The sequence below is a fragment of the Acidobacteriota bacterium genome, from assembly GCA_016716905.1.
In the GTDB taxonomy this organism is placed as follows: domain Bacteria; phylum Acidobacteriota; class Vicinamibacteria; order Vicinamibacterales; family SCN-69-37; genus SYFT01.
Genome location: JADJUS010000022.1, coordinates 1,794,682 through 1,815,094, shown reverse-complemented (window position 1 = coordinate 1,815,094; position 20,413 = coordinate 1,794,682). Strand labels below are relative to the sequence as shown.

General features: G+C 64.9%; 17 protein-coding genes and 3 pseudogenes. 6 read left to right on the top strand and 14 right to left on the bottom strand.

The window, feature by feature from the left end:
• Positions 1 to 746 precede the first annotated feature (746 nt).
• The 3 genes from IPL75_23910 (at position 747) to IPL75_23900 (ending at position 1,625) form a co-directional block, all read left to right on the top strand.
• On the top strand, positions 747 to 923 hold the full coding sequence (locus tag IPL75_23910) for a hypothetical protein (GenBank protein ID MBK9243237.1): 177 nt from the start codon (positions 747 to 749) through the stop codon (positions 921 to 923).
• 115 nt (positions 924 to 1,038) lie between these two features.
• On the top strand, positions 1,039 to 1,344 hold the full coding sequence (locus IPL75_23905; protein ID MBK9243236.1) for a hypothetical protein: 306 nt from the start codon (positions 1,039 to 1,041) through the stop codon (positions 1,342 to 1,344).
• The gene (locus tag IPL75_23900; GenBank protein MBK9243235.1) at positions 1,341 to 1,625 is read left to right on the top strand and encodes a hypothetical protein; all 285 of its coding nucleotides are present in this window, start codon (positions 1,341 to 1,343) and stop codon (positions 1,623 to 1,625) included. The genes IPL75_23905 and IPL75_23900 overlap by 4 nt, the downstream gene beginning before the upstream one ends.
• 54 nt (positions 1,626 to 1,679) lie before the next feature.
• Here IPL75_23900 and IPL75_23895 read toward each other — a convergent pair.
• The 5 genes and pseudogenes from IPL75_23895 to IPL75_23875 all read right to left on the bottom strand — a co-directional run bounded on the left by IPL75_23895 (position 1,680) and on the right by IPL75_23875 (position 4,321).
• Positions 1,680 to 1,964: pseudogene (locus IPL75_23895) on the bottom strand (hypothetical protein).
• Positions 1,965 to 2,130: 166 nt separating this feature from the next.
• Positions 2,131 to 2,552 (bottom strand): annotated as a pseudogene (locus IPL75_23890) (hypothetical protein).
• 4 nt (positions 2,553 to 2,556) lie between these two features.
• Positions 2,557 to 2,904: a hypothetical protein gene (locus IPL75_23885; protein MBK9243234.1), complete on the bottom strand. Its 348-nt coding sequence runs from the start codon at positions 2,902 to 2,904 to the stop codon at positions 2,557 to 2,559.
• A 282-nt stretch (positions 2,905 to 3,186) separates the two neighbouring features.
• A complete protein-coding gene (locus IPL75_23880) occupies positions 3,187 to 3,381 on the bottom strand; it encodes a hypothetical protein (GenBank protein ID MBK9243233.1) in 195 nt (64 codons plus the stop codon).
• Positions 3,382 to 3,758: 377 nt separating this feature from the next.
• Positions 3,759 to 4,321, bottom strand: a pseudogene (locus IPL75_23875) (dihydrofolate reductase family protein).
• A 164-nt stretch (positions 4,322 to 4,485) separates the two neighbouring features.
• Here IPL75_23875 and IPL75_23870 point away from each other — a divergent pair.
• Positions 4,486 to 4,896: a hypothetical protein gene (locus IPL75_23870; protein ID MBK9243232.1), complete on the top strand. Its 411-nt coding sequence runs from the start codon at positions 4,486 to 4,488 to the stop codon at positions 4,894 to 4,896.
• Positions 4,897 to 4,907: 11 nt separating this feature from the next.
• Here IPL75_23870 and IPL75_23865 read toward each other — a convergent pair whose 3' ends face one another.
• The 7 genes from IPL75_23865 to IPL75_23835 form a co-directional block, all read right to left on the bottom strand.
• Entirely contained in the window at positions 4,908 to 5,381 is a 474-nt protein-coding gene (locus tag IPL75_23865; protein ID MBK9243231.1) for a S8 family serine peptidase, read from the bottom strand.
• Positions 5,382 to 5,782: 401 nt separating this feature from the next.
• Positions 5,783 to 7,543: an ABC transporter ATP-binding protein gene (locus IPL75_23860; protein ID MBK9243230.1), complete on the bottom strand. Its 1,761-nt coding sequence runs from the start codon at positions 7,541 to 7,543 to the stop codon at positions 5,783 to 5,785.
• Positions 7,540 to 8,808, bottom strand: a complete 1,269-nt coding sequence (locus IPL75_23855; GenBank protein ID MBK9243229.1) for a hypothetical protein — start codon at positions 8,806 to 8,808, stop codon at positions 7,540 to 7,542. Before IPL75_23855 ends, IPL75_23860 begins: the two co-directional genes overlap by 4 nt.
• The gene (gene qhpC, locus IPL75_23850) at positions 8,805 to 9,188 is read right to left on the bottom strand and encodes a quinohemoprotein amine dehydrogenase subunit gamma (protein ID MBK9243228.1); all 384 of its coding nucleotides are present in this window, start codon (positions 9,186 to 9,188) and stop codon (positions 8,805 to 8,807) included. The genes IPL75_23855 and qhpC overlap by 4 nt, the downstream gene beginning before the upstream one ends.
• Entirely contained in the window at positions 9,166 to 10,623 is a 1,458-nt protein-coding gene (peaB, locus tag IPL75_23845; protein MBK9243227.1) for a quinohemoprotein amine dehydrogenase maturation protein, read from the bottom strand. The genes qhpC and peaB overlap by 23 nt, the downstream gene beginning before the upstream one ends.
• A complete protein-coding gene (peaA, locus tag IPL75_23840; GenBank protein ID MBK9243226.1) occupies positions 10,620 to 12,362 on the bottom strand; it encodes a quinohemoprotein amine dehydrogenase subunit alpha in 1,743 nt (580 codons plus the stop codon). Before peaA ends, peaB begins: the two co-directional genes overlap by 4 nt.
• 16 nt (positions 12,363 to 12,378) lie before the next feature.
• Positions 12,379 to 13,977: a tryptophan 7-halogenase gene (locus tag IPL75_23835; protein ID MBK9243225.1), complete on the bottom strand. Its 1,599-nt coding sequence runs from the start codon at positions 13,975 to 13,977 to the stop codon at positions 12,379 to 12,381.
• 68 nt (positions 13,978 to 14,045) lie between these two features.
• On the opposite strand from IPL75_23835, the gene IPL75_23830 reads away from it, so the two are divergent.
• Complete coding sequence (locus IPL75_23830) at positions 14,046 to 14,315, top strand: type II toxin-antitoxin system VapB family antitoxin (protein ID MBK9243224.1); 270 nt, start codon at positions 14,046 to 14,048, stop codon at positions 14,313 to 14,315.
• On the top strand, positions 14,312 to 14,698 hold the full coding sequence (locus IPL75_23825; GenBank protein MBK9243223.1) for a type II toxin-antitoxin system VapC family toxin: 387 nt from the start codon (positions 14,312 to 14,314) through the stop codon (positions 14,696 to 14,698). Before IPL75_23830 ends, IPL75_23825 begins: the two co-directional genes overlap by 4 nt.
• Positions 14,699 to 14,727: 29 nt before the next feature.
• On the opposite strand, the gene IPL75_23820 is transcribed toward IPL75_23825, so the two are convergent.
• Entirely contained in the window at positions 14,728 to 17,499 is a 2,772-nt protein-coding gene (locus tag IPL75_23820) for a serine/threonine-protein kinase (GenBank protein MBK9243222.1), read from the bottom strand.
• Entirely contained in the window at positions 17,496 to 20,330 is a 2,835-nt protein-coding gene (locus tag IPL75_23815) for a serine/threonine-protein kinase (protein ID MBK9243221.1), read from the bottom strand. Before IPL75_23815 ends, IPL75_23820 begins: the two co-directional genes overlap by 4 nt.
• Positions 20,331 to 20,413 lie beyond the last annotated feature (83 nt).

Genomic DNA, 20,413 nt, shown 5'->3' with positions numbered 1-20,413 from the left:
GGTGGACCCGGTGATGGACCCGGAGGGACCCGAACACGTTGTATGCGGGCATGTGGCAGCGGGTGCGTCGTAAGTGGAGCGACCCGCGCGTGGAGCCGAACACACCGAGGGCGGTATCTGGAAGACCACGGATGGTGGCACCTCCTGGGTGCCGGCCAACACGGGGTTGCCCGAGCCGCGGTTTCCGCGGGCGCATTGGCCTCGACGTCTCGCGATCGAATCCGAACGTGGTCTACGCCGTGATCGACAACTACGACGCTGGCCGTCCGCCGCCGTCAGGTGAGAACGATGCTGCCTACGGGCGTCTGTTGCCCGCCAACAGCAACATCATCCGCGGGATGGAGATCTCATCGCAGCGACGACAAGGGCGCGACGTGGCGACGCACCAGCGGTCAGACGCCAGAAACCGCCGCGCAGATGATGGGATTGGGCAACACCTACAACTGGGTGTTTACGCAGTTCGCGTCGATACGAAAACGAGAACCGCGTCTACGTTTTGGCGCTCAGTGTAAGCGTGTCGGACGACGCGGGGCCACGTTCAAGCCGTTTGCGGCCGGCGGTGGCGACAACCATCGCATGTGGATCGATCCGGTTAACCGGCCAAGAGTGGTCTAGACCGCCCACGATCAGGGTTTCACGATGACCGAAGACGGCGGCCGGACGAAGCGCGAAGCGGGGGGCATCCGTGGCACGCAGTTCTACAACGTGGAACTCGACATGGCGAAGCCGTTTCGCGTTACGGATCGGTGCAGGACGCCGGCGGCTTCCGCGTGGCCGTCGTCCCCGGAGCCGGCGAGGGCGTTTTCACGCCAAAAGCCTGGCAGGGCGCCCCCGGCGGCGAAGGCAGTCAACGCGCCATCGACCCCACCAACCCGAACCTTGTGTATTCCCACGGCTTACGGCAACTTCGCGCGCAGACGTGACTCCGGCACCTGCCAGCCGCGGCGGGCGGGGCGCGGCGCCGGCCCCTTCGGCGGCTCCGGCACATACCGATATCCGGCCGAAGGCTGCTGATGGCGAGGCGCCTCAGCGGGCCCAGTGGATGGCGCCAATTGTGCTCTCACCGTTCGATGCCAACACCGTCTACGCCGGCTATCAGCCTACCAGACGCTCACGCACATTGCCGAGTCGCCACTGACCCGAGGCCTCATCTACGCGGGCACTGACGACGGCAATTTTGCATGTCACGGGACGACGGGCGCGTGGACCAACATCGGCCGGAATCTGCCGATGGCGCTGAAGAAGTGGGTGTCGCGCATTGTGCCGTCGAAATGCGCGGCAGGCACGTGTGCTGGTCGCGCAGCTATAGGCCGCGAAGACGACGATTTCGCGCCGTACCTGTGAAGTCCACCGACTACGGCGCGACGTGGACCAGCGTGGTGGGCAATGTCCCGTCGGGTTCCATCAACGTGATTCGCGAGGACCCGTCCGTAGAGGGTCTGCTGTCCGCGGGCAACGACTTCGGCGCCTATGTGTCGAAGGATGCCGGCCTGACCTGGCACGTGCTGGGGGAAACCTGCGTCCGTGCAGGTCTCAGACCTGCAAATCCACCCGCGCGACCACTTCATCGTCATTGCCACCTACGGGCGTGGCATGGGGTGATGGATGGCCGCCGGGTGCGATAGCGGTTGTCTTCGGAGGCCGGACCTTCAGGTCCGGCGACACCGATGAAATCCGTTCTACGAGAGGATCACGGTGCCTTCGCCCACCAGAGGCGCGGCGGCGCCGGTATGAGCGGCGTTCTTCGCGATCCACTCGCGCGCCAGGCGGAGGCTCTCGTCTACGCCGGTGCGATCCTGGCAGACCGTGACGGCGAAGCCGCCCTGTCTCGGTGCGAACCAGCGTGTAGCTGACAAAACCCTTGACGGCGTGTAGGAGGTTTTGATCTCTGCGAGGTTGGCCTCGATGACATCGAACAGTTCTTTCGCGCCCGGGCCTGAATACGTTCTGACGACTGCGTGCATGTGTGAAACTCCCGCGCGAATCCTACCACGTGGGTGGGCCTCGGCCTTGAAGAACAGGCCGAGCTACGTTCGGAGAGGCCAAGCTACGCAGGAGGATATCGATCCGGCACGTAGCTCGGCCTCCCGGAAGTAGCTCGGCCTGTTCCTCAAGGCCGAGGCGCCCGCCCTACTCGCCGTGTCTCGGAATCACACCGAGATCCGGCTCAACAAACCGCGCGCGCGCCTCTGGCGAGAACAGGACCTCGGCTGAATAGTGGGTCAGCATGATCTTTGTGTCGAGCATCGCGGGGTTCGCCTCGACAAAGTCCGCCGACGATGAGGAAGCGGGTGCGGTGGCCATGAAGTGGTGCACGGCCAGTATCCATGCGCGTCAGTGTCTCGTGGTATTTCGTGGCGGGAATCCCGTGATGTGCGATGAACGCCTGCAGTGCAGTTCGCATCTTCATCAGCGCCGTGTCGGTGTCGTGTTCGGCGGTAGATGTACGCCAGCCGGATGTGTGACCGGTGGTCGAACGCGGCTGGCTGAACGACGCACGCCTCAAGGTCGTCGCGGAAGCGACGGTCGTCTGGTGACAGGGAGTGCCGCATCGGGTCAGCTTTGTTTCGGGGTGAGATGCGCGTTCGGCACGTTGTCGAGAGGCGGCACCGCCCGGCCGCCAGCCTCGAGCAGCAGCCTGATGTTGTCGTAGATGTCGGTGTCGCGCCGGTGCACCTGCGGCAGCAGGCCGAACTGCGCGCCCGACACGGGCGTGACGTCGAACAGCGTGGTTTCCCACTCGAACCCCTTGCCCAGGTGATGCCTTGCAGCGCGATGTCGGCGCGCGCGCCGGCCTTCAGCAGCATCTTCAGGATGGGCGCGGCGTAGTTCTGGTTCGAGCTGACGGTGTGGAACAACGGCGTATGGCCGTTGAGTCGAACTCGTCCGTGTCGGCGCGAGCATGCACGTCGGCGCCCATGTCGATCAGCACCTGAGCGACGTCTGCGTTCCCTACTCAGCCGCTACGTGCAGCAGTGACGCACCGACCAGCGGCGTAAAGGCCGACACCATCGTGGTTCGGTGGTGCAGAAGCGAGGGTTGTCCAGCAGGGCCGCCTTGAGCGCGGCCACGTCGTTAAGCAGTACCGGCGCCACCGCCGGATCATCGATACGGCACCGCGGTCAAGCAGGATGCGCACGCACCGAGGGAAATTCGCGGACCGGCTGTACATTTCGGTCAGCCAGGTCATGGGCGACTTCCGCGAATCGGCGCGTGCGGGTCTACGCCCTCGTCCAGCGCCGCGGAGATCTGGCCTGGAGAATGCAATTCAAACGCGGTGAGGATGTCGGTCGTGGGTGGCACCGAGTCGCCTGCTTCACGACGATCGTCGCCTTGCCGACGACCTCGGTCGGCAAGGAAGTTCCAGTGCTCATACGACATCTATCCTGTAGGCCCCACGCCACAGGGGCACGGTCGCCCGATAGGCGAATTCGTCGACCAAGGTGAGGCACACGTTCCCGAGCTGACGTGCCGTGAGTGTGATAGTGACCAGGCTTCCCAACTTCAACGCCCCTGCGGAGATTGCGTAACCCGGCACGGCGTGGTGATAATTCCCGACACGACGACGTTCCGCCCCTCTACACGAATCGTGGGCGGAAATGTCGCTCCCGGAGGCACAGCACTCGATCTGACGGATGCCGCCTGCAGGGTCACGCCGGACAGTTCGTCGGGACCCGTCGGCGAGGTGCAAGCTGCACTCGCGGCAACGAACGTCAGCCAGACAATCGCCGCCCGGTCACGGCTAAGGAAGGAGCTCTTCATCGCACCTCATGCCGAAGCGCCACGATGCCGTTCTTGTAGGCCTTGACCTCTGTCAGGTGAAGGGCGACGTCTTTGCCGAGGTGCTCAAACAACGGGATGCCGTCGCCGTCACGATCGGCAGGATCGAATAGCGCACTTCGTCGGCTAGGCCAGGACGGAGGCACGCGGCGCAGGTCTCCGCGCCACCGACAAACCAAATCTGGCGAAACCGGGGCCGCAGGACTTCAGTCACGAACTGCGTGAGGTCGCCTGAGTGGAACTCGACGGTTTCTCTGGTGCGTGGCAGATCGCGACTCGTGAGCACGAAGGTGGGTGTGTCTCCGTGCGCCCATCCGAGCCCCTGGGCTTCAAACTTCAGCGCGGTCTCGTAGGTTCGCGACCCCATGACGTAGCAATCGATTGTCTTGAGGAACGCCGCGACGACCGACGGATCCATCGGCTCCCCGCCGGCGAATTCGTCGGACGTCTCCATCCAGTCGACGCGACCGTCCCGGCGGGCAATGAAGCCGTCGAGGCTACCGGCCATGTGAATGGTCACGCAGGATTCAGTGAGCGTCATTGCGCGTCCTTCGCCTTCGGATTCGGATCCTAACATCGTCGACGATCGAGACTCGCGCTTTTGGGTCAGGATCTACCCCTCCGTCAGAGAAACGGGTCAGAAGCGATCGGTGCAGATCGAAGATGCGTGTACACGATTCTGAAGCGATTCCAGATTGAGGGCGCTTGACGATGGTATCGTCGTCGTTCAGCACTGGAGGCGTGATGTCTGAGGAACGCTTTGACGAAATCGACCGGCGGTTTGATCGATTGACCGCCAATGTCACGAACCTCCAGGCGGACGTCACGCACCTCCAGGCGGACGTCACAGTACTAAAAACAGACGTTGCCGGACTGAAGACGGAGACCGTGGACTTGCGGCGCCACATGGGCGTACTCCACGAAGACGTGATTGATCGGATTCGAGGCATCCGCGAGGACGACAGCCTCCGACTGGAAATGCGAGCCGGCTTCGCGATGATCATGAAACGGCTCGACGACCACACGGTTCCAGGAGACGCGGCGGACCGGGCATTTGCCGCGACCCTCGCCGACCACGAAAAGCGTATTACCTCGCTCGAACGCATTTCATCGTAGTTTGGGTGAGTCTAGTCCCGCAGCCGGTCCGCAAGTGCAGCGACTGTCTGGGCCGGCCGGTCTTCAAGAGTCAGCGCCAACAAGCCAGTCACGTTTGCCACGGCAAAGCTCAGGCCGCTGAAGTTTCGTTCGGGTGCGACGCCGGGAATGGGGCGCGGGTAGCCGGACGCGGTGAGGCGAATGCCGCCAGCATCGGCGCTCACGACGCGACACTCTTCGCGCGGGCAGTCCCAATCGACATCGACGGCGACCACGCCGTGCAAACCGCCGGGCAGCCAAGCGGCACCTTCCTGCGGTGCGGCGGAGACGACGATAGCGCCGCGTGCTGCGGCCTTGGCGACGGCGGCCGCCAGGGCGGGCGCGTGCTCCTGATTCGAAGCGCCGAGGCTGAGGTTGATGAGGTGTACGCCCTGCAGCGCGGCCCACTCAATCGCGGCGACGAGCGCCAGCCCTGTGGTCGTGAGCGTGCGGTCGAACACGCGCACGGACAACAGCTCACACCTTGGGGGGCCTTCTCGCGAATGGCGGCGGCCACGGCGGTGCCGTGCCCCAGGCGATCCACGTAGTCGTCGCTCAGTTCGCCCAATGGGCCAATGCCCACGCCACCAGAGATGCCGCCCACGTGTGGATGGGCGGCGTGGATGCCGCTGTCCACCACGGCGATGCGGACGCCGCGGCCGGTGCGGGGAGGGAGGGAGTGGGCGGACAAGATCATCTGATCGACACCTTACGCTAGCCTCGCGGATCTCGGCCTTGAGGAACAGGCCGAGCTACCCCGCCGCGGCCTTGAGAACCGCCAGCCCCCCTTCCCCACCCCAGTTCCTCAGTTCCTCAGTTCCTCAGTTCCACAGTTCCACAGTTCCCAACTTCCCCAGTTCCCCAGTTCCTAAGTGCCGAACAGCCTCGCGAATGGGCCGGCGGCCGCCACCAGTTCCGACGGTGTTCCGCGTTCCACAATCCTCGCGCCTTCCAGCATCACCACGTGATCGGCTGCGCGCACCACGTCGAGCCTGTGTGAAATGACGATGGTCGTTCTGCCCTTCATCGCCAGACGATAGCCTTCGATGACCTGACGCTCGGAAGCGGGGTCGAGCGCGGCGCTGGGCTCGTCGAGGATCAACACCGACGGGTTCGCTACGAGCGCGCGGGCAAGGGCTATGCGCTGACGCTCGCCGGCTGACAGCGCGACGCCGCGATCGCCGACGACGGTCTTCACTCCGTCGGGCAGGCCGGCCACGAACGTCGCGATGCCGGCGGCCTCGAGGACGCGCGTCACTTCATCGTCACTCGCATCCGGGTTGGCGTAGCGCACGTTCGCCTCAATCGACGTGTGAAACAAGAGCGGCTCCTGCTCCACCACCTGCACATGTTTCCGCAGGTCGGAGAGTTTCACGTCCTTCAGGTCATGACCGTCGAGGCGAACCACGCCGGAGTCCGGATCGAGCAGTCGCAGCAACACATCCGCAATCGTGGACTTGCCGCTGCCGCTGGCGCCAACAATCGCAACCGTCTCGCCAGGCGCGACACGAAAACTGATCTCCTCAATCACGGGTCCGCCGCGGCCGTACGAAAGCGTTACCTGATCGAACTCCACCTCGCCTCGCACCGTGGGCAACGCGATTGGGTTCGTGCGCTCCACCACTTCCACAGGTGTCTCCAGCACCTCAGCCACTCGACGCCACGACACCTTCGCCACAGCCAGGCTCCCGTACAACCCCATCAGCGCCTGCACCGGTGCCACCACCCGCGCCTGATACGCCATAAACGCCGCCAACGTCCCCATCGTCATCGTCCCTTCCACCACGCGGTAACCGCCGTAGAAGAAGACCGCTGCGGTGCCGCCGGCGAGGAGAAGCGATGGCAGGCCGCCCACCAGATAGTGCACCCGCTGAAGACCCATCACCGTGTCGATGAACGCCGAATTGAGAAGACCGAAGCGAGTGACCTCTCGCTTCTCGGCCCCCGAAGTCACTACGGTCCGATTGGCCTGAAGCGTCTCAATGAGGAAACTGCCAATCGCCGAACTCCGCTCTCGCAGGTCGGTGACCCGCGAATCAAGACGACGCCGATAGATCACCAGCGCCCAGGCGCTGAGCGGCAACGTCGTCAGACCGACGATGAACAGTCGCCAGTCGAGCCAGAGCAGGATGACAATGCCGCCCCCGAGAAAGAGCACATTGCCGACCCACGCGAGCGCAGCCTCTGCCGCCACACGCTGAATCTCGCTGATGTCGCTGTTGATGCGCGAAACGATGTCGCCCAGCCGGGTCACGGCGTAGAAACGAGGAGAGAGGCGCTGCAGGTGTTCGTACAGCTCACGCCGCATGTCGAAGAGGATGTCGGCCGAGACGCGTGTGTAGATCAGGCCGCTGGCGACGTTAAGGACGAACCCGATCGCTCCGATGATGGCGAAAAGGATGACGATACGGAAGAGCGCAGCGCTGTTGCGTCCGATGAGCGCCTCATCCACCAGGTCCTTGGTGAGATATGGCATCCACAGCGACAGCCCGGTGCTGACAAGACTGATGACCAGGACAACGGCCAGTTGCGGCCGGTACGGTCGCAGGTAACGAAGGGCTCCGCGAGTGGAAAACGACCTCAGAGGTCTTTGGTGAGATGAGGCAGGATCTCTGAGGTCGTTTTTCACTTCTTGGGCGGCACCAGCGTGAACGACGTCATGTCCGTATCAAGCGTGAGCGTGCGCAGCTTCTTGAGCGTGGTGGCGTCGTAGTAGTCGATCGTGTTGCCGGCGGTGTAGATGTAAATGATGTTGCCGTTGCTGCTGACGCGGTTACCCATGCGCGGCCGGCCGGCAAACGCCTGTCGTTGCAGCACGGTGCCGTTCTCCACGTCGATGGTCCAGAACTCGTACTCGCCGATGTCCTGGAAGAGGCCGTACGCGCGCTTGCGGTCTGGCGAAATGGCCCAGCCCAGCGGCCGGGCAGGACCAATCGGACGGAAGTCCACCTTCTTGTTCACCAGATCGACTCGTCCGATGCCCAGCATGCGGCGGCCGTTCAGCGGATCGTTCATGGTGAGCAGGCCCGTGTAGATCCCGGGCGTCTCGGTGAAGGGGTCGAGGCCGCCGAAGGTCACGCGGCCGGCGCCGGGCTCCAGGGGCTGCGCCAGATTCCAGGTGTCGACCTGCTTGAACCCTTCGGTCTCATAGATCAGGATGTCGTCGCCGAACAGGTACATCAGCTTGCCGTCGGGCGAGAAGATCACCGACGCGCGCTCGCGCTCCTCATCCTTAGGCCATGGAATCGTGCGCGCAATCTTCCTGGTGGCCAGGTCGTACTGCACCAGCGTGGGTGGCCCGATTTCCCAATGGTCTTCGTTCAACGTGTACTTCTTGATGACCAGGATCAGGTACTTGTCGAACGGATCCGGCTGCATGCCCCAGATGCGGACCTTGGTCTTGCCCTCGCTGAGCGTGTGCACTTCGATGCTCTCGCGTTTTTCGCGATCGACGATCTCGACCTTCTCATATGAGATATCGGCGATGTAGAGGCGCGAGCGATCGTTGGAAAACGTGATGCGGCCGGGGATGCCGGCCTTGAGGGGAATCTCGCCGACCACTTTCTCGGTCGCCTCGTCGATGATCGAGATGGTGCCCTTGTAGTTGCCAAGATAGATGGTGCCATTGCCGGCCACGGACGGCGCGGCGGTGCGGCCGCTCTGCGCGCGCGTGGTGATCTGGGGCGCGGCGGAGAGAGACGCGGACGCGAGCGCGAGGAGGATCACGATTGGCGCGAGGACGCGCAGGCCGCGGCCTTGAGACCCAGGCCGCGCTACGAAATCCCCCGCCCGACACACCACAGACAGACCAAGTCGCACTATGTGCGCATTTCGTAGCGCGGCCTGAACTTCAAGGCCGCGGCTCTTCACGAAGGATCGAGACAGCGTCTTCATGGAAAGATCACGTCGATCTTGCGCCAGTCTTTCTGGGCGGCGGCGCACTTCTTGGTCCAGTCGGGCGCGCGGTTGAGCTGGTCGGGCACCTGCGCGGGCCAGAAGCAGCCGAGGTGGCAGTCGAACAGGTCGCGCTCCACCGGCTGACACAAACCGGCGGTGCCGCCCGTGCGGTCCACTTCCCAACCGGGTGCGAACACGGTGGAGCATCCCAGCGGGATGTGCGGCCCCTGCGGCTGCTGGGGCGTGTGCAGAGCGACAACGTCATGAGCCGCCGGGTCTGAAGACCCGGCCTCCGAAGAAGACTCGGCCTCCGAAGACACGGCGAGCGCGTGTGAAAGGCGACGGGCTTTGGCGTTAACTGGGCTGAGGTGCTTCATTGGCGTCCTCGAACTGCTGAAGGAATCCCGGGTTGAGTTGCGCAATCTGTCCGTAAATCTGCAGGCACGTATCCGTCCACCCGCGAATCCAGTCGCAGTAGTGGAGGTTGGGCTGGTTCGTGGTGCCGAATCGCGTGTGGGCCTCGTGATAACACCCGCCGGCGCACAACGGCCGCGCCCAGCACGTCTGGCAATCGGTCTTGTTGCTCACGTGATGCGACTCGAGGAAGTCGTGCTGCTTCGCACGATCGATGCCGTCACGCACGGTACCGAACTTGTGATCGTCCGACCCGGCGAAGCGATGACACAGGCCGACGTCGCCGCCGGTGGACACACCCAGCAACCCGAACCCGGCGCCACACGGCCACGCCTTGCTGGCGCCCTTGTGGATTTCGCCGAGCGTCTCTCGCACGTTGCTGAACCCGTGATGCCGGCCCTCGAGCGCGGCAGCCAGGTAATCCTGCGCCAGCGCGCGGAACTCAGCCAGCACCTGCTCGAAGCCTTCATCGCCGAACGCATGCGGCCGCTCAGGTGACGCCGTCACCGGGGCAAAGCCCACTTCCCAGAAACCGATCTCTTCTGTGAGGTGGTTGTAGATGCGCCGCACATCCAGCGTGTCTTTGGTCAGCGTCACGCGCGCGCCAATGGGACGCGACCGGTGCTTGGCGATGAGCGCCTTCGCTTTGGGCGCCATCACGTCGTAACTGCCGGTGCCGTTGTGGAACACGCGGAACTTGTTCTGCAGGTCGGGCGGGCCGTCCATCGAAATGGTCACGCCGAACTTGTGCTCCGCCAGGAAGTCGATGACCTCCGGACTCAGCAGCGTCGCGTTCGTCGTCATGCTGAAGTCAATGGTCTTGCCCAGCGCAGCGGCCTGTTCGGTGGCGTAGGCGACGGTGGTCTTCAGCACCCTGAAGTTCAGCAGCGTCTCGCCGCCGAAAAACGTCATGTGCGCGTCTTTGCCCGACTCGCGCAGCAGGAAGTCCACGCTCTCGCGGGCCGTCTGCTCAGTCATCATCTTCGGCTGCTTGCCGTTTTCGGTCTGCACGATCTTGTCTTCGCCGTACTCGTAACAATACGTGCAGCTCAGGTTGCATTGATTGGTGACGTTGAGCACCATCGTGCTGAGCGGCACCGGCGTCAGCGGAACGATCACTGGAGGACGACGGGTGGGGGTGTCGAAGCGTCGGAGTGCACGAACACGCACCAATTCGTCGAGGCTTTCGTCGATGGCGTCAGCCGGGAAACGACCGGCCAGGTCGGCGACGATTTCTTCAGACGACCGCGCGCGGAGGGCGATTGAATCCAGCACGGCCGCCGACACATCGTCCACTGCCATCACAGCCGCACTGGGCGCCAGATACAGGAACCGCTGCCCACCCGCTTCAAACGAGTGGCAGTCGCCCGGGTGCAACGCGTTGAGGGCCTGGCTCATCGGCTGACCATTGACGAAAAGTCCCACCGCAGATACAGCGGCACCGTCACCACCAGGTGTGACCGCGCGCGCATCGGCGCGCCGCCGGCGGCCGGTTTGTGCGTGGCCACCACCCAGACGTCGCCGATGTTGTTGCGGTTGCCGGAGCGGGCCGGATTCGGGCCATCCAGCGCCGGGGTGAACAGGCCGGTGGTCGGATTCACCTCACCCACAAACTTCAGGTCGTCATCGTCAAACGTCGCCGTGTATTCCTCAACGGACCACGTGGCGTCCACCGGCCCTACGGGCAGGTCGTCTTTGGTGTCGGGCTTTCCGTCCGGACCGTGCGCATAGGCAAACGCCTCGAACTGCGCCAGCATTTTCGGGAAGACCACGCCACCCACGCGGGCCATGCTCCAGCCGGGCGTGACCTTGATGAAGTCCGCCTTGTCGTACACGGTGAGCGCGGCTTTCTTGAGTGTGCCGGCCAGGAACAGGTCGCGCGCGCCCTGCGCCGCGTCGGCTGCCACGTCCAACTCCACGGTGACCATCGTTGGCGTCGCGCTCACCACGCGGCTGACCGTGACGCCGCGGCCGAAGTCCACATCTCGCGCTGCCACCGTCGTCGGGAAGTTGGCGCCGAAGATGCGCAGGGTCTGAGAGGAACCGCCACGACGGGCCGACGGCCGATCGAGGCCAGCCACCACGGCTTCGCGGCCAATGCGGGTGAGCGTGACGTCCGGTCCCAGTTCTTCGTAGTCGCCGTTGAACCAGCGGCCTGAGATGGACTGCCAGTCGCGTTCTACTTCCATGACTTCGCGCAGCGACGTGGCGTCATCGCCGTTCACGGTGGTGCGCCCACGCCACTGGTGGCCGGTGTAGACCACGGAACGGCCGCGACGCACCACGGTGCGGCCAGTGCGCGCGTACTGAAACGTCGTCTCGGTCGTGAACTCATCGGGCGTCGACGGATTCGCGGTCATGGTGACCGTGCCGAAGATCGGTCCCGCGCCGGGGTCGTAGCCACTGAGCAACCAAGTGCCGTCCAGCCGAGCACTTCTCATCGTGGCTGACCATGCCGTCCATTCCGGCGTGGTGAAGGGAAACGTGGGCTTGAGGTGCGCGAGCGCCTTGTCCATCGGATGGCGGTTGTCGGGTGGACGGCCATCGGGCCCGGGTTCAGTGCTGGCCGGGCCACCGCGGCGGAAGACCTGGCCATCGATGAGCGGATACCAACCCCGGTGCATCGCCAGCACGAGGTCCCACTCCTTGCCGGTTCGGCGCTGCAGCATCACGCGGCCGATGGAGTGGCAGCTGGAGCAGATCTGTTCGGTGTCGCGGTTGGCGGAGTACTTGAAGTCGATCAGCCTTCGTTCGCTCTCGAAGTACGCCGGCTTGCTCTCTTCGGGGGCCAGTCCGAGGTTGTCTGAAAGGTACTTGACGATTTCGCGCGCGTCGGCCGGTTCAATCTCGGCTTTGTTGAGCGTGACCATCCGGCGAATCGTTTCCTGCCAACCTTCGGGCGTGGTGCGCCTGAAGGAGATGCGCGACATCCGCCCTTTGTCGTCAGTCTTGTGGCAATCGCCGCACACGGTCTTCACCTTCGCGTGTGTGATCGGGATGCCTTCGTCGGATGTGGTGCCCGGCATGGCCGGTGTCGCCGGGGCCTGCGCCGGTGTGGCCGCAGCTTGCGGCATTCGGGCGGCTACCGCACTGCCGAGGATCAGGACACCAAGTGCCGAGAGCAGCAAACGCTTCATAGAGGGTAGGAGTTTCTCATACTTTGTGCTCGAGGGCGCCACGCGCGATGAGTGTGGATAAGACGCCGAGGAAGTCCGGCAGTGACACCCCTGGCTGGGCGTTGGACAACGCGTCATACAGGGCGCCCACGTCGCGATGTTCGGGCGCAAGGCGCATCAAAAGCAGCAGGTCGATATTGCGCAGGTACCGGACGCCTTCCGGCCACGCCGGGGTGAACACGTGGTCTTCCATCACGATCAACTGGCCGCGAATTGCGGCTTTGGGCGCTGTTCGGACCTGGGCACCTGGCTGCAGGTGAATCTCGGGGCGCGCGCGCAGATCGACGAGGGTGGCTTGTAGCGCGCGGTCATCTCGGCCTTGAGGATCAGGCCGAGCTACGTACGGATCCGGCCGAGCGGCGTACGCCGTACGTAGCTCGCGCTGGTCTTCAAGCGCGAGATCCACTCGTGCTTCCCAGAATGGATGGCTCGAATCCCCGCCTGCGCTGGCAGCGTATCGCGCGGTCTGCGTGCGGAAGCTCTCCACCACTTCGCGTTCGCGCTGTTCGTAGAACGCCAGCGCCGCGTCGCGCATCTCCGGCGTTTTGAGAACGGTGTTTGCCGTGATCGCGGCGAGCCATCCAGAGGCCAGAGCCTTCTTCACCCCGAAGGACGACAACGGATCGATAAAGGAAGCCGCATCACCCACAAGGAGGAAGCCGGGGCCTGCGTAGTGCTTTGTGCTGTAGAGCGACGCATCTGCTCCCCACGGGCCATTCACCAGGGTTGCCTCGGCCAGCAGAGGAGCGAACGCCGACACCTTCTTCAACTCGGCGAGATAGACATCGAGCGCCGGCACCCCCCGGGCGAGGTGGCTGCGTTCCGGGTCCACCATCACCGTGACACAACGCGTGTCTTCAGCCGTGGGCACCGACCACGCCCAACCATCGGCGTGCGACGCGACGAGCGTGTGCCCGTGCTGCGCCTCCGGCCACGGCCTATCGGCGTGCCACACGCCCACAAGCGCCACGGTTCGATGTGAGGCTTCCACCACTCGAAGGCCCTTACGCGCGACCACGCCCACTCGGCCCGAGCAATCGAGGACGAGCTTCGCGGCGACTTCGGATGTCTTTCCCTCAACCTCGATGGCGGCTGAAACGGCCGTTTCGGAAAAAGACGGGTCGAAACCGAGGATGGTGACATCGCGGACGAGGCCGGAAATGACCTGCGCACCGGCGTTGACCGCCACATTCCGCAGCACGGCATCGAAACGATCGCGTTCCACCTGGTAGCCCGATTCGTCGGCCGCGAACGACTCGATACGAGGTGCATCGCTCCCCCACCACACGGTATTGCCCAGCCAGGGCTGAAATCCTGCGGCATCCACCGCGTCTTTCATCCCGAGGACCGACAGGATTCGCTTCGCGCTCGGCGGAATGGATTCGGCCAGCGCCGGCCGGCCAGTCGACGGCCGATCGACAAGCAGAACGCGATGGCCGCATTGCGCCAGCACTGTTGCGGCGGCGCACCCGGCCGGTCCGGCGCCGACAACGAGGACGTCCACGGAGTCCAGGGCTGAGAGTCCAGAGTCCAGAGTCCAGGGTCCAGGGTCCGGGGTCCGAGGGGGCATCGTCACGAGATGGAGAGTATAGCGACGGTGGCTGACTACACCATTACACCATGGTGGTATACCATGGTGTAATCATGGCCCTGAACATCAAGAACGCTTCCGTCGAGCGGCTCGCTGGCGAAGTGGCGCTGCTGACCGGTGAGACGAAAACCGAAGCGATTCGAAAGGCACTCGAAGACCGGAAGCGGCGCCTTGTGGCTGCGCCCGTGAGCGACCGGCGGGCCGCCGTACTGTCGTTCCTGAAGAAACGAGTCTGGAAAGGAGTGCCCAGGAGCGAGAAGGGCCGCGTGCTTTCCCGTACGGAAGAAGACGCGATCCTGGGCTACGGCCCTGAGGGCGTATGACGCTGGACTCCTCGGCGCTCATCGCCATCCTCTTCGCCGAGCCAGGCTATCTGGCCCTGGTGGATCGCATCCTGGAAGCGGACCATGTGCGCGTGGGCGCACCGACCATGGTGGAAACCAGTCTCGTGTTCGCGGGCCGCAAGGGCGCGAGGAGCGCCGAGTCAGTCGAGGGCCTGGTTCGGGAACTGTCGGTCACCATCGTCCCCTTCGGCGAAGCGGAATGGCGAGTGGCCGCGGACGCGTTTCGCCGCTTCGGCCGCGGACGCCACAGCGCCGCACTGAACTACGGCGACTGCCTGGCGTATGCCACCGCGCAGACGGCGCGCGACACTCTGCTCTTCGTTGGCGAGGACTTCTCGAAAACCGACATTAGCCCGGCGTGACGCGGGTGCCGGGGAGGAGGGTCACGTGGTCACTTCTTCTTGCCGTCAGGATTCCAGTGCTGGAGCAACGTGATCGGCGCAAGGGCATCGCTCAACACGTTGTTGATCAGGAAGCGTCCGTCGGGCGTGACATCGTACTGCCGGCCCAGTTGAATGTCCGCGCCACCGCCGAAGACGCGCGTCGCGAACAGTTTCTTCGGGACGCCCGGCTCCACGGTGGCCCCCTTCACAGCAATCGGCACGGCCATCAGGTCGCCCTCCGGGCCGATGTAGTAGATCTCTTTGCCGTCGTGGCTCCACATGGCGTGGATCCCGCCGTCCGTGGAGACCTGCGCCTGGGCTCCGGCGGCCGGAGCCGCTCCCGTGGCACCGGGCGGAACGAACGGCCTCACGTACACCTCAGGACGGCCTGATTCGTTGGAGTGATAAGCCACCCACCGGCCATCCGGCGAGAACACACCATAGGCTTCCCGAAACGGCGTCTTCAGAAACGCAGACGACGTTCCTGGCTTCGCGCCCTCGCTCAACGGAACAACCCACAAGTCTGCGTTGGTCGTGGGGTCGATGGTCTGGTAGAGGAGGATGCGGCCATCCGCGGAGAAACTCGTCGGGGTCAACAGCGGGCTGTTGGCCAGGAGCGGCTCCTCCCCGCCGGCGCCGCTCGTGAGCTTGGACTGCATCTCTCCGGCGCCTTTGCCGAGCGACTGGTACAGGATTCTGGTGCTGTCGGGTGACCAGACCGAATGCTGGTCCCGGCCCGGGGTGAAGGTGAACCGGCTCCAGCGAGCCCCGTCCCAGAGCCAGATGTCCTCATTGTCCTGCACCCTGCGAGTGACGGCAATGCGGCGCCCATCAGGGGATGCCCGAGGGCTCAAGACACTGGCGTCGGGTTCGCCCACGACGCCACGCGGAATTCCAGCGCGATCAAACCATGTGAGTTGTCGCTCCGATCCCCCTGTCGTTCGATAGGCCACAAGACCGGTCGCCGAGACAGAGACCGCACTTCGACTGCCGAGGTTATCCAGATGCACACCGTCGGCCACGGTCACCACGGTCCCCGACATCGCGCGTTGCGCGACGTCCAACCGCTGGGCGACCAGCGCGCCGCCGCGTACCCACAGCAGCCAATTGTCAGGAGTGGGAATGACCGCTGCCGCATCTGGCAACAACCGGATTGGGGCGCTCCCGTCGAGGTCCCCGATGTACGTGCCGGATTCGTCTGCCACCCCGCCGACCCTGAACACAAACCGCTGGCCATCGGCGAGGAAATGCGGCGAGTGGTGGCCGTATTGCTGCGGTCCGCGGGTTGTGACCGGCACGGCCGAGCCACCCGAACCCGGCACTCGCATCAGCGGCGTCGTTGTGGTCGGGGCAAACACGATGACGTCATCCGCGTTCCAGGTCCCGCCGCTGCCGTTGTTGGCCGGCGCCAGCGTCTGGGGTGCGCCGCCGCTGAGATTCAATCGCTTCAGTGAACCGTCGGCGAAAAACCCTATCGTGCGGCTATCTGGCGACCAGAATGGGAGCGTGGCGCCTTCGGTGCCCTCCAGCGGTTCCGCAGTCGTAGTCGAGAGCGAACGCAACCAGAGACGGGTGCCCTTCGCGCTGGAGGCCGCGAACACGATCTGCGTGCCATCGGGTGACAGGGCAAACGCCGACGGTTGCGACGTCGGTGGTGTGACGATGTCGAGACGTGTCTCGGGCGGCGGCGTTTCGCTGAGATGGCGAACGGCGGGAACGGCGAGTGCGGCAGCCGCGACCAGGACGACAGCGGTCGCCATGATCCACGCGGTCGACGAGCGGCGTGCCGATGCGGGCGCCGCGGCGGCTACCTGTGGCGCGGTGTCATCAAGAGGGCCATCCAACATCAGCCGCGCTTCGCCGATGTCGCGCAGCCGCTTCTTCGGATCCTTCTCGAGACACCGCTGCAACAGCCGGCGCACGCCCGGAGGAATCGTGGCCGGCAACGCCGCCAGATCCGGCGTGTCTCGCAGTACCGACGCGAGCAGTTCACTGACGTCGTCGCCGGCAAATGCGCGCCGGCCCGTGAGCATCTCGTAGAGCACCACCCCGAACGCCCAGATGTCCGCACGTTTGTCGACGGCGCGGCCCTTGGCCTGTTCGGGAGCCATGTACGCCGCCGTGCCGAGGATCATGCCCATCGCCGTCATAGCGGGGGACGTCATCGTCGGCGAGTTTCGCGGGTCCAGAGTCCCGGGTCCAGAGTCCAGGGTCCGGTCCATCGCTTTCGCCAATCCGAAGTCCAACACCTTCACCGTGCCGTCGGCGCGCACCTTGATGTTCTGCGGCTTCAGGTCGCGATGCACGATTCCCTGCTCATGCGCGGCCTCGAGCGCGTCGGCGATCTGCTTCGCGATGGCGAGCGCGTCGGAAAGTGGGATGCCGCCGCGCGAATTTGCCGGGTCTAAAGACCCGGCCTCCGTACGGAACGACCCGTCTGTCTTCGGAGGCCGGGTCTTTAGACCCGGCGAATATGAAATGATCTCCGACAGGTCCTGCCCCTCGACCAGTTCCATGACCAGCGCCGTAAGGTCTGGTGTCTTTTCCAGTCCGTAGATCGCCGCGATGTTCGGGTGATTGAGCGCGGCGAGCACTTCCGCCTCGCGCTGAAAGCGCATAAGACGGTCGGCATCGCCGGCCATCGCGGCGGGTAACACTTTGATCGCGACCGATCGCTTCAGGTGACTGTCGGTGGCGCGATAGACCTCGCCCATGCCGCCGGCGCCGAGCGCAGAGACGATTTCGTAGGGACCGAGACGCGTTCCTGGTGCGAGACTCATTTCTTCCCCGGCGCAATCTTCGCCAAATGTGCCGCGAAGTTGAAGATGAAGACCACCTTGTCCTGCACGATGTTGCCCTGGTCCGGCACCGCGGCCGCCGCGATCCGCTTGCCGTCGGGATGCAGATCGTACGCGCTGTTGTTGGGGTTCGCCTTCTGCACGCTGACCGACGACCAGACCTTCGGCGTCTCGGCCTGGAACGAGTCTCCAACGACGGCGTACGGCGCGGCCATGATCTTCGACGGCGCCGGGTCGAGGTAGTTCAGAAACAGCAGCTCGTGGGTGCTGGCGGACCACTCGGAATAGATACCGCCCGTCGTGGAGATGCGCCGCGGGCCGCCGGGCCCGGGAAACGGCCGGACGTAGATGTCGTAGGTGCTGCCGCCGGATTCTTGAGTCGAAGTGTACGCGATGAATCGACCGTCCGGCGAAAACACCGGCGCGCCCTCGGCTGCCCGCGTGCCCAGGAACACCGTAGGCGTCCCGGGCGTCCATCCGCGCGTGGCATCGCCCTCCATCGGCAGCAGCAGCAGGTCGGACCCCGTCGCGGCGCCGCGAACCTCGGCGAACGCGAGGAACGTGCCGCTCGGATGCCACGACTGAGGCCACTGGAGATTGGGACTGTCGGTCAACCGCGTCACCTGCCCGGTGCCGTCGGCGTTCGCCCAGTACAGGTTGAACACGCCGGCCTTGGCGCGGTCGGACGCGAAGACGATGCGTCGGCCATCCGGTGTCCACACGGGCCTCATATCATTCGCCGCGTCAAACGTGAGCTGCGTCAGCGTGCCGCGTGCCACCTCATACACCCAGACGTCACTCCGCTTGCCGTCGGAGATGTCGATCGCCAGCTTCTGGCCATCAGGGGAGAACCGCGGATTCTGCCAGTTGGCGTTGTCCGCGCGAAGCAGCGAGGTCTTGCCGTCGCGCGTCAGCCAGTCGATGGGCGTGGCCAACGATAAGGCCGCGCCGGCCACGTAGACGATCGTGCCATCGGAGGAGACGGCCAATTGCGCACCGCCATTCCCGGCTACGGTGATGCCTTCAATGGCCGGCACCGCCGGCCCGACCGTCTCGAGCCGATCGAGATCGAAGCGCACGGCGAAGAGCGTGCCCTGGTTCATGTAGATCAGATGCCCGCCCGAGACGTACCGGCCGTAGTAGCCGCCGGGGACGACGATCTTCGGGGCCCCACCAGAGAGCGGAGCGACGACGAGGTTGGCGGTGTCGAAATTGCTCGTGCCGGAATGTTCGGTGTAGAGCACGCTCCGGCCATCGGGGAGCGCCTGCGGCCAGCGCTGGGTCGTCGCGCCCGTGCCAAGCGTGCCGAACGCCGACGCTGCGCCGCCTCCGGCTGGGACGCGCATGAGCCTTGTGTTCGGGCTGCTATCCGGCGTGAAGAGGATGGTGTCGTCGTCGGTCCAGGTGCCACCGCGGCCCGCGGGGGCGTCACACAGTTTGATCGACGCGCCGCCCGTAGCCGAGACCTTCTTCAACTGGCCACCCGCGAAATACGCAATCCACTGGCCATCGGGCGAGAAGAACGGGCTCGCCGCCTCGTCGGTGCCGGCAAGCGCGGTGGCCTGCAGTTCCTCGAGCTTCCGGACGAACAGCACCGGCCGGCCCTGATTGGCCGGCACAGCGACAAACGCGAGCGTCGTCCCGTCGGGCGACAGGATGGCCGCCGCCCCAACGCCCAGAGACAGCGACGCGTCCGCGCCGATGCCGGCGAGCAACTTGCGCGGCGTGGGCGAGGGCGCCAGCGTTGTGCGCCATGGCGCCCACATGAACAGCACAGTGGCCAGCGCGATCGTGGTGACGCCGGCGAGGGCCGCGAACGCGATGGTCATCGTGCGCTTGGGGGGCGGCGCGGCGACGATGGCTCCAGCGAGGATCGTCGGTTCCTCAGCGGATCCGCTGATCACTTCTTCGAGCCGAATCCGCGCTTCGCCGATATCGCGCAGCCGCTTCTTGGGGTCCTTTTCGAGACACCGCGCGAGCAGGTCGCGGATGCGGCGCGGCGTCGAGGCCGGCATCGTGCCGAGGTCGATCTGCCGCGTCATCACATGCGCGAGTGTTTCGGGAATCGTCTCGGCCAGGAACAGGTGCCCACCTGTCAGCATCTCGTGCAGCACCACGCCGAAGGCCCAGATGTCCGCGCGTTTGTCGACGGCGCGGCCCTTCGCCTGTTCGGGCGACATGTATGCCGCGGTGCCGAGGATCATGCCCATCGCCGTCATGGCGGGGGAGGTCATGGTCGGCGAGTTGTTGGGGTCCTGGGTCCCGGGTCCAGAGTCCAGGGTCCGATCTGTCGCTTTCGCCAAGCCGAAGTCCAGCACCTTCACCGTGCCGTCGGCGCGGACTTTGATGTTCTGCGGTTTGAGATCGCGATGGACGATGCCCTGCTCGTGCGCGGCTTCGAGGGCATCAGCGATTTGTTTCGCGATGGGCAAGGCCTCGGCGAGCGGAATGGCGCCGCGCGCGATATGCGCCGACAGGTCCTCGCCTTCGACCAGTTCCATGACAAGGGCGCGGGAAAAGACGTCGGGTGTCTTTTCCGCGGACGTGGAACCGGAAAAGACACCCGACGTCTTTTCCCGGAACTCCTCGATCCCGTAAATCGCCGCGATGTTCGGATGGTTCAGCGACGCGAGCACTTGGGCTTCGCGCGTGAAGCGAGCCACACGATCCGCATCGAGCGCGAACGACTCGGGCAACACCTTGATCGCGACGTCGCGATTGAGCTTCGTGTCCCGCCCGCGATACACCTCGCCCATTCCGCCTTCGCCAAGCTTGGAAAGGATCTGGTATGGCCCAAGAACTTGACCAATCACGTCCAGATCCTTTCCTTGGCTACGGCGAGACCTCGCCGGAGCTGGCGGCCGAAGGCCGCCGCCAGCGTAGGCGGGCCACCAGC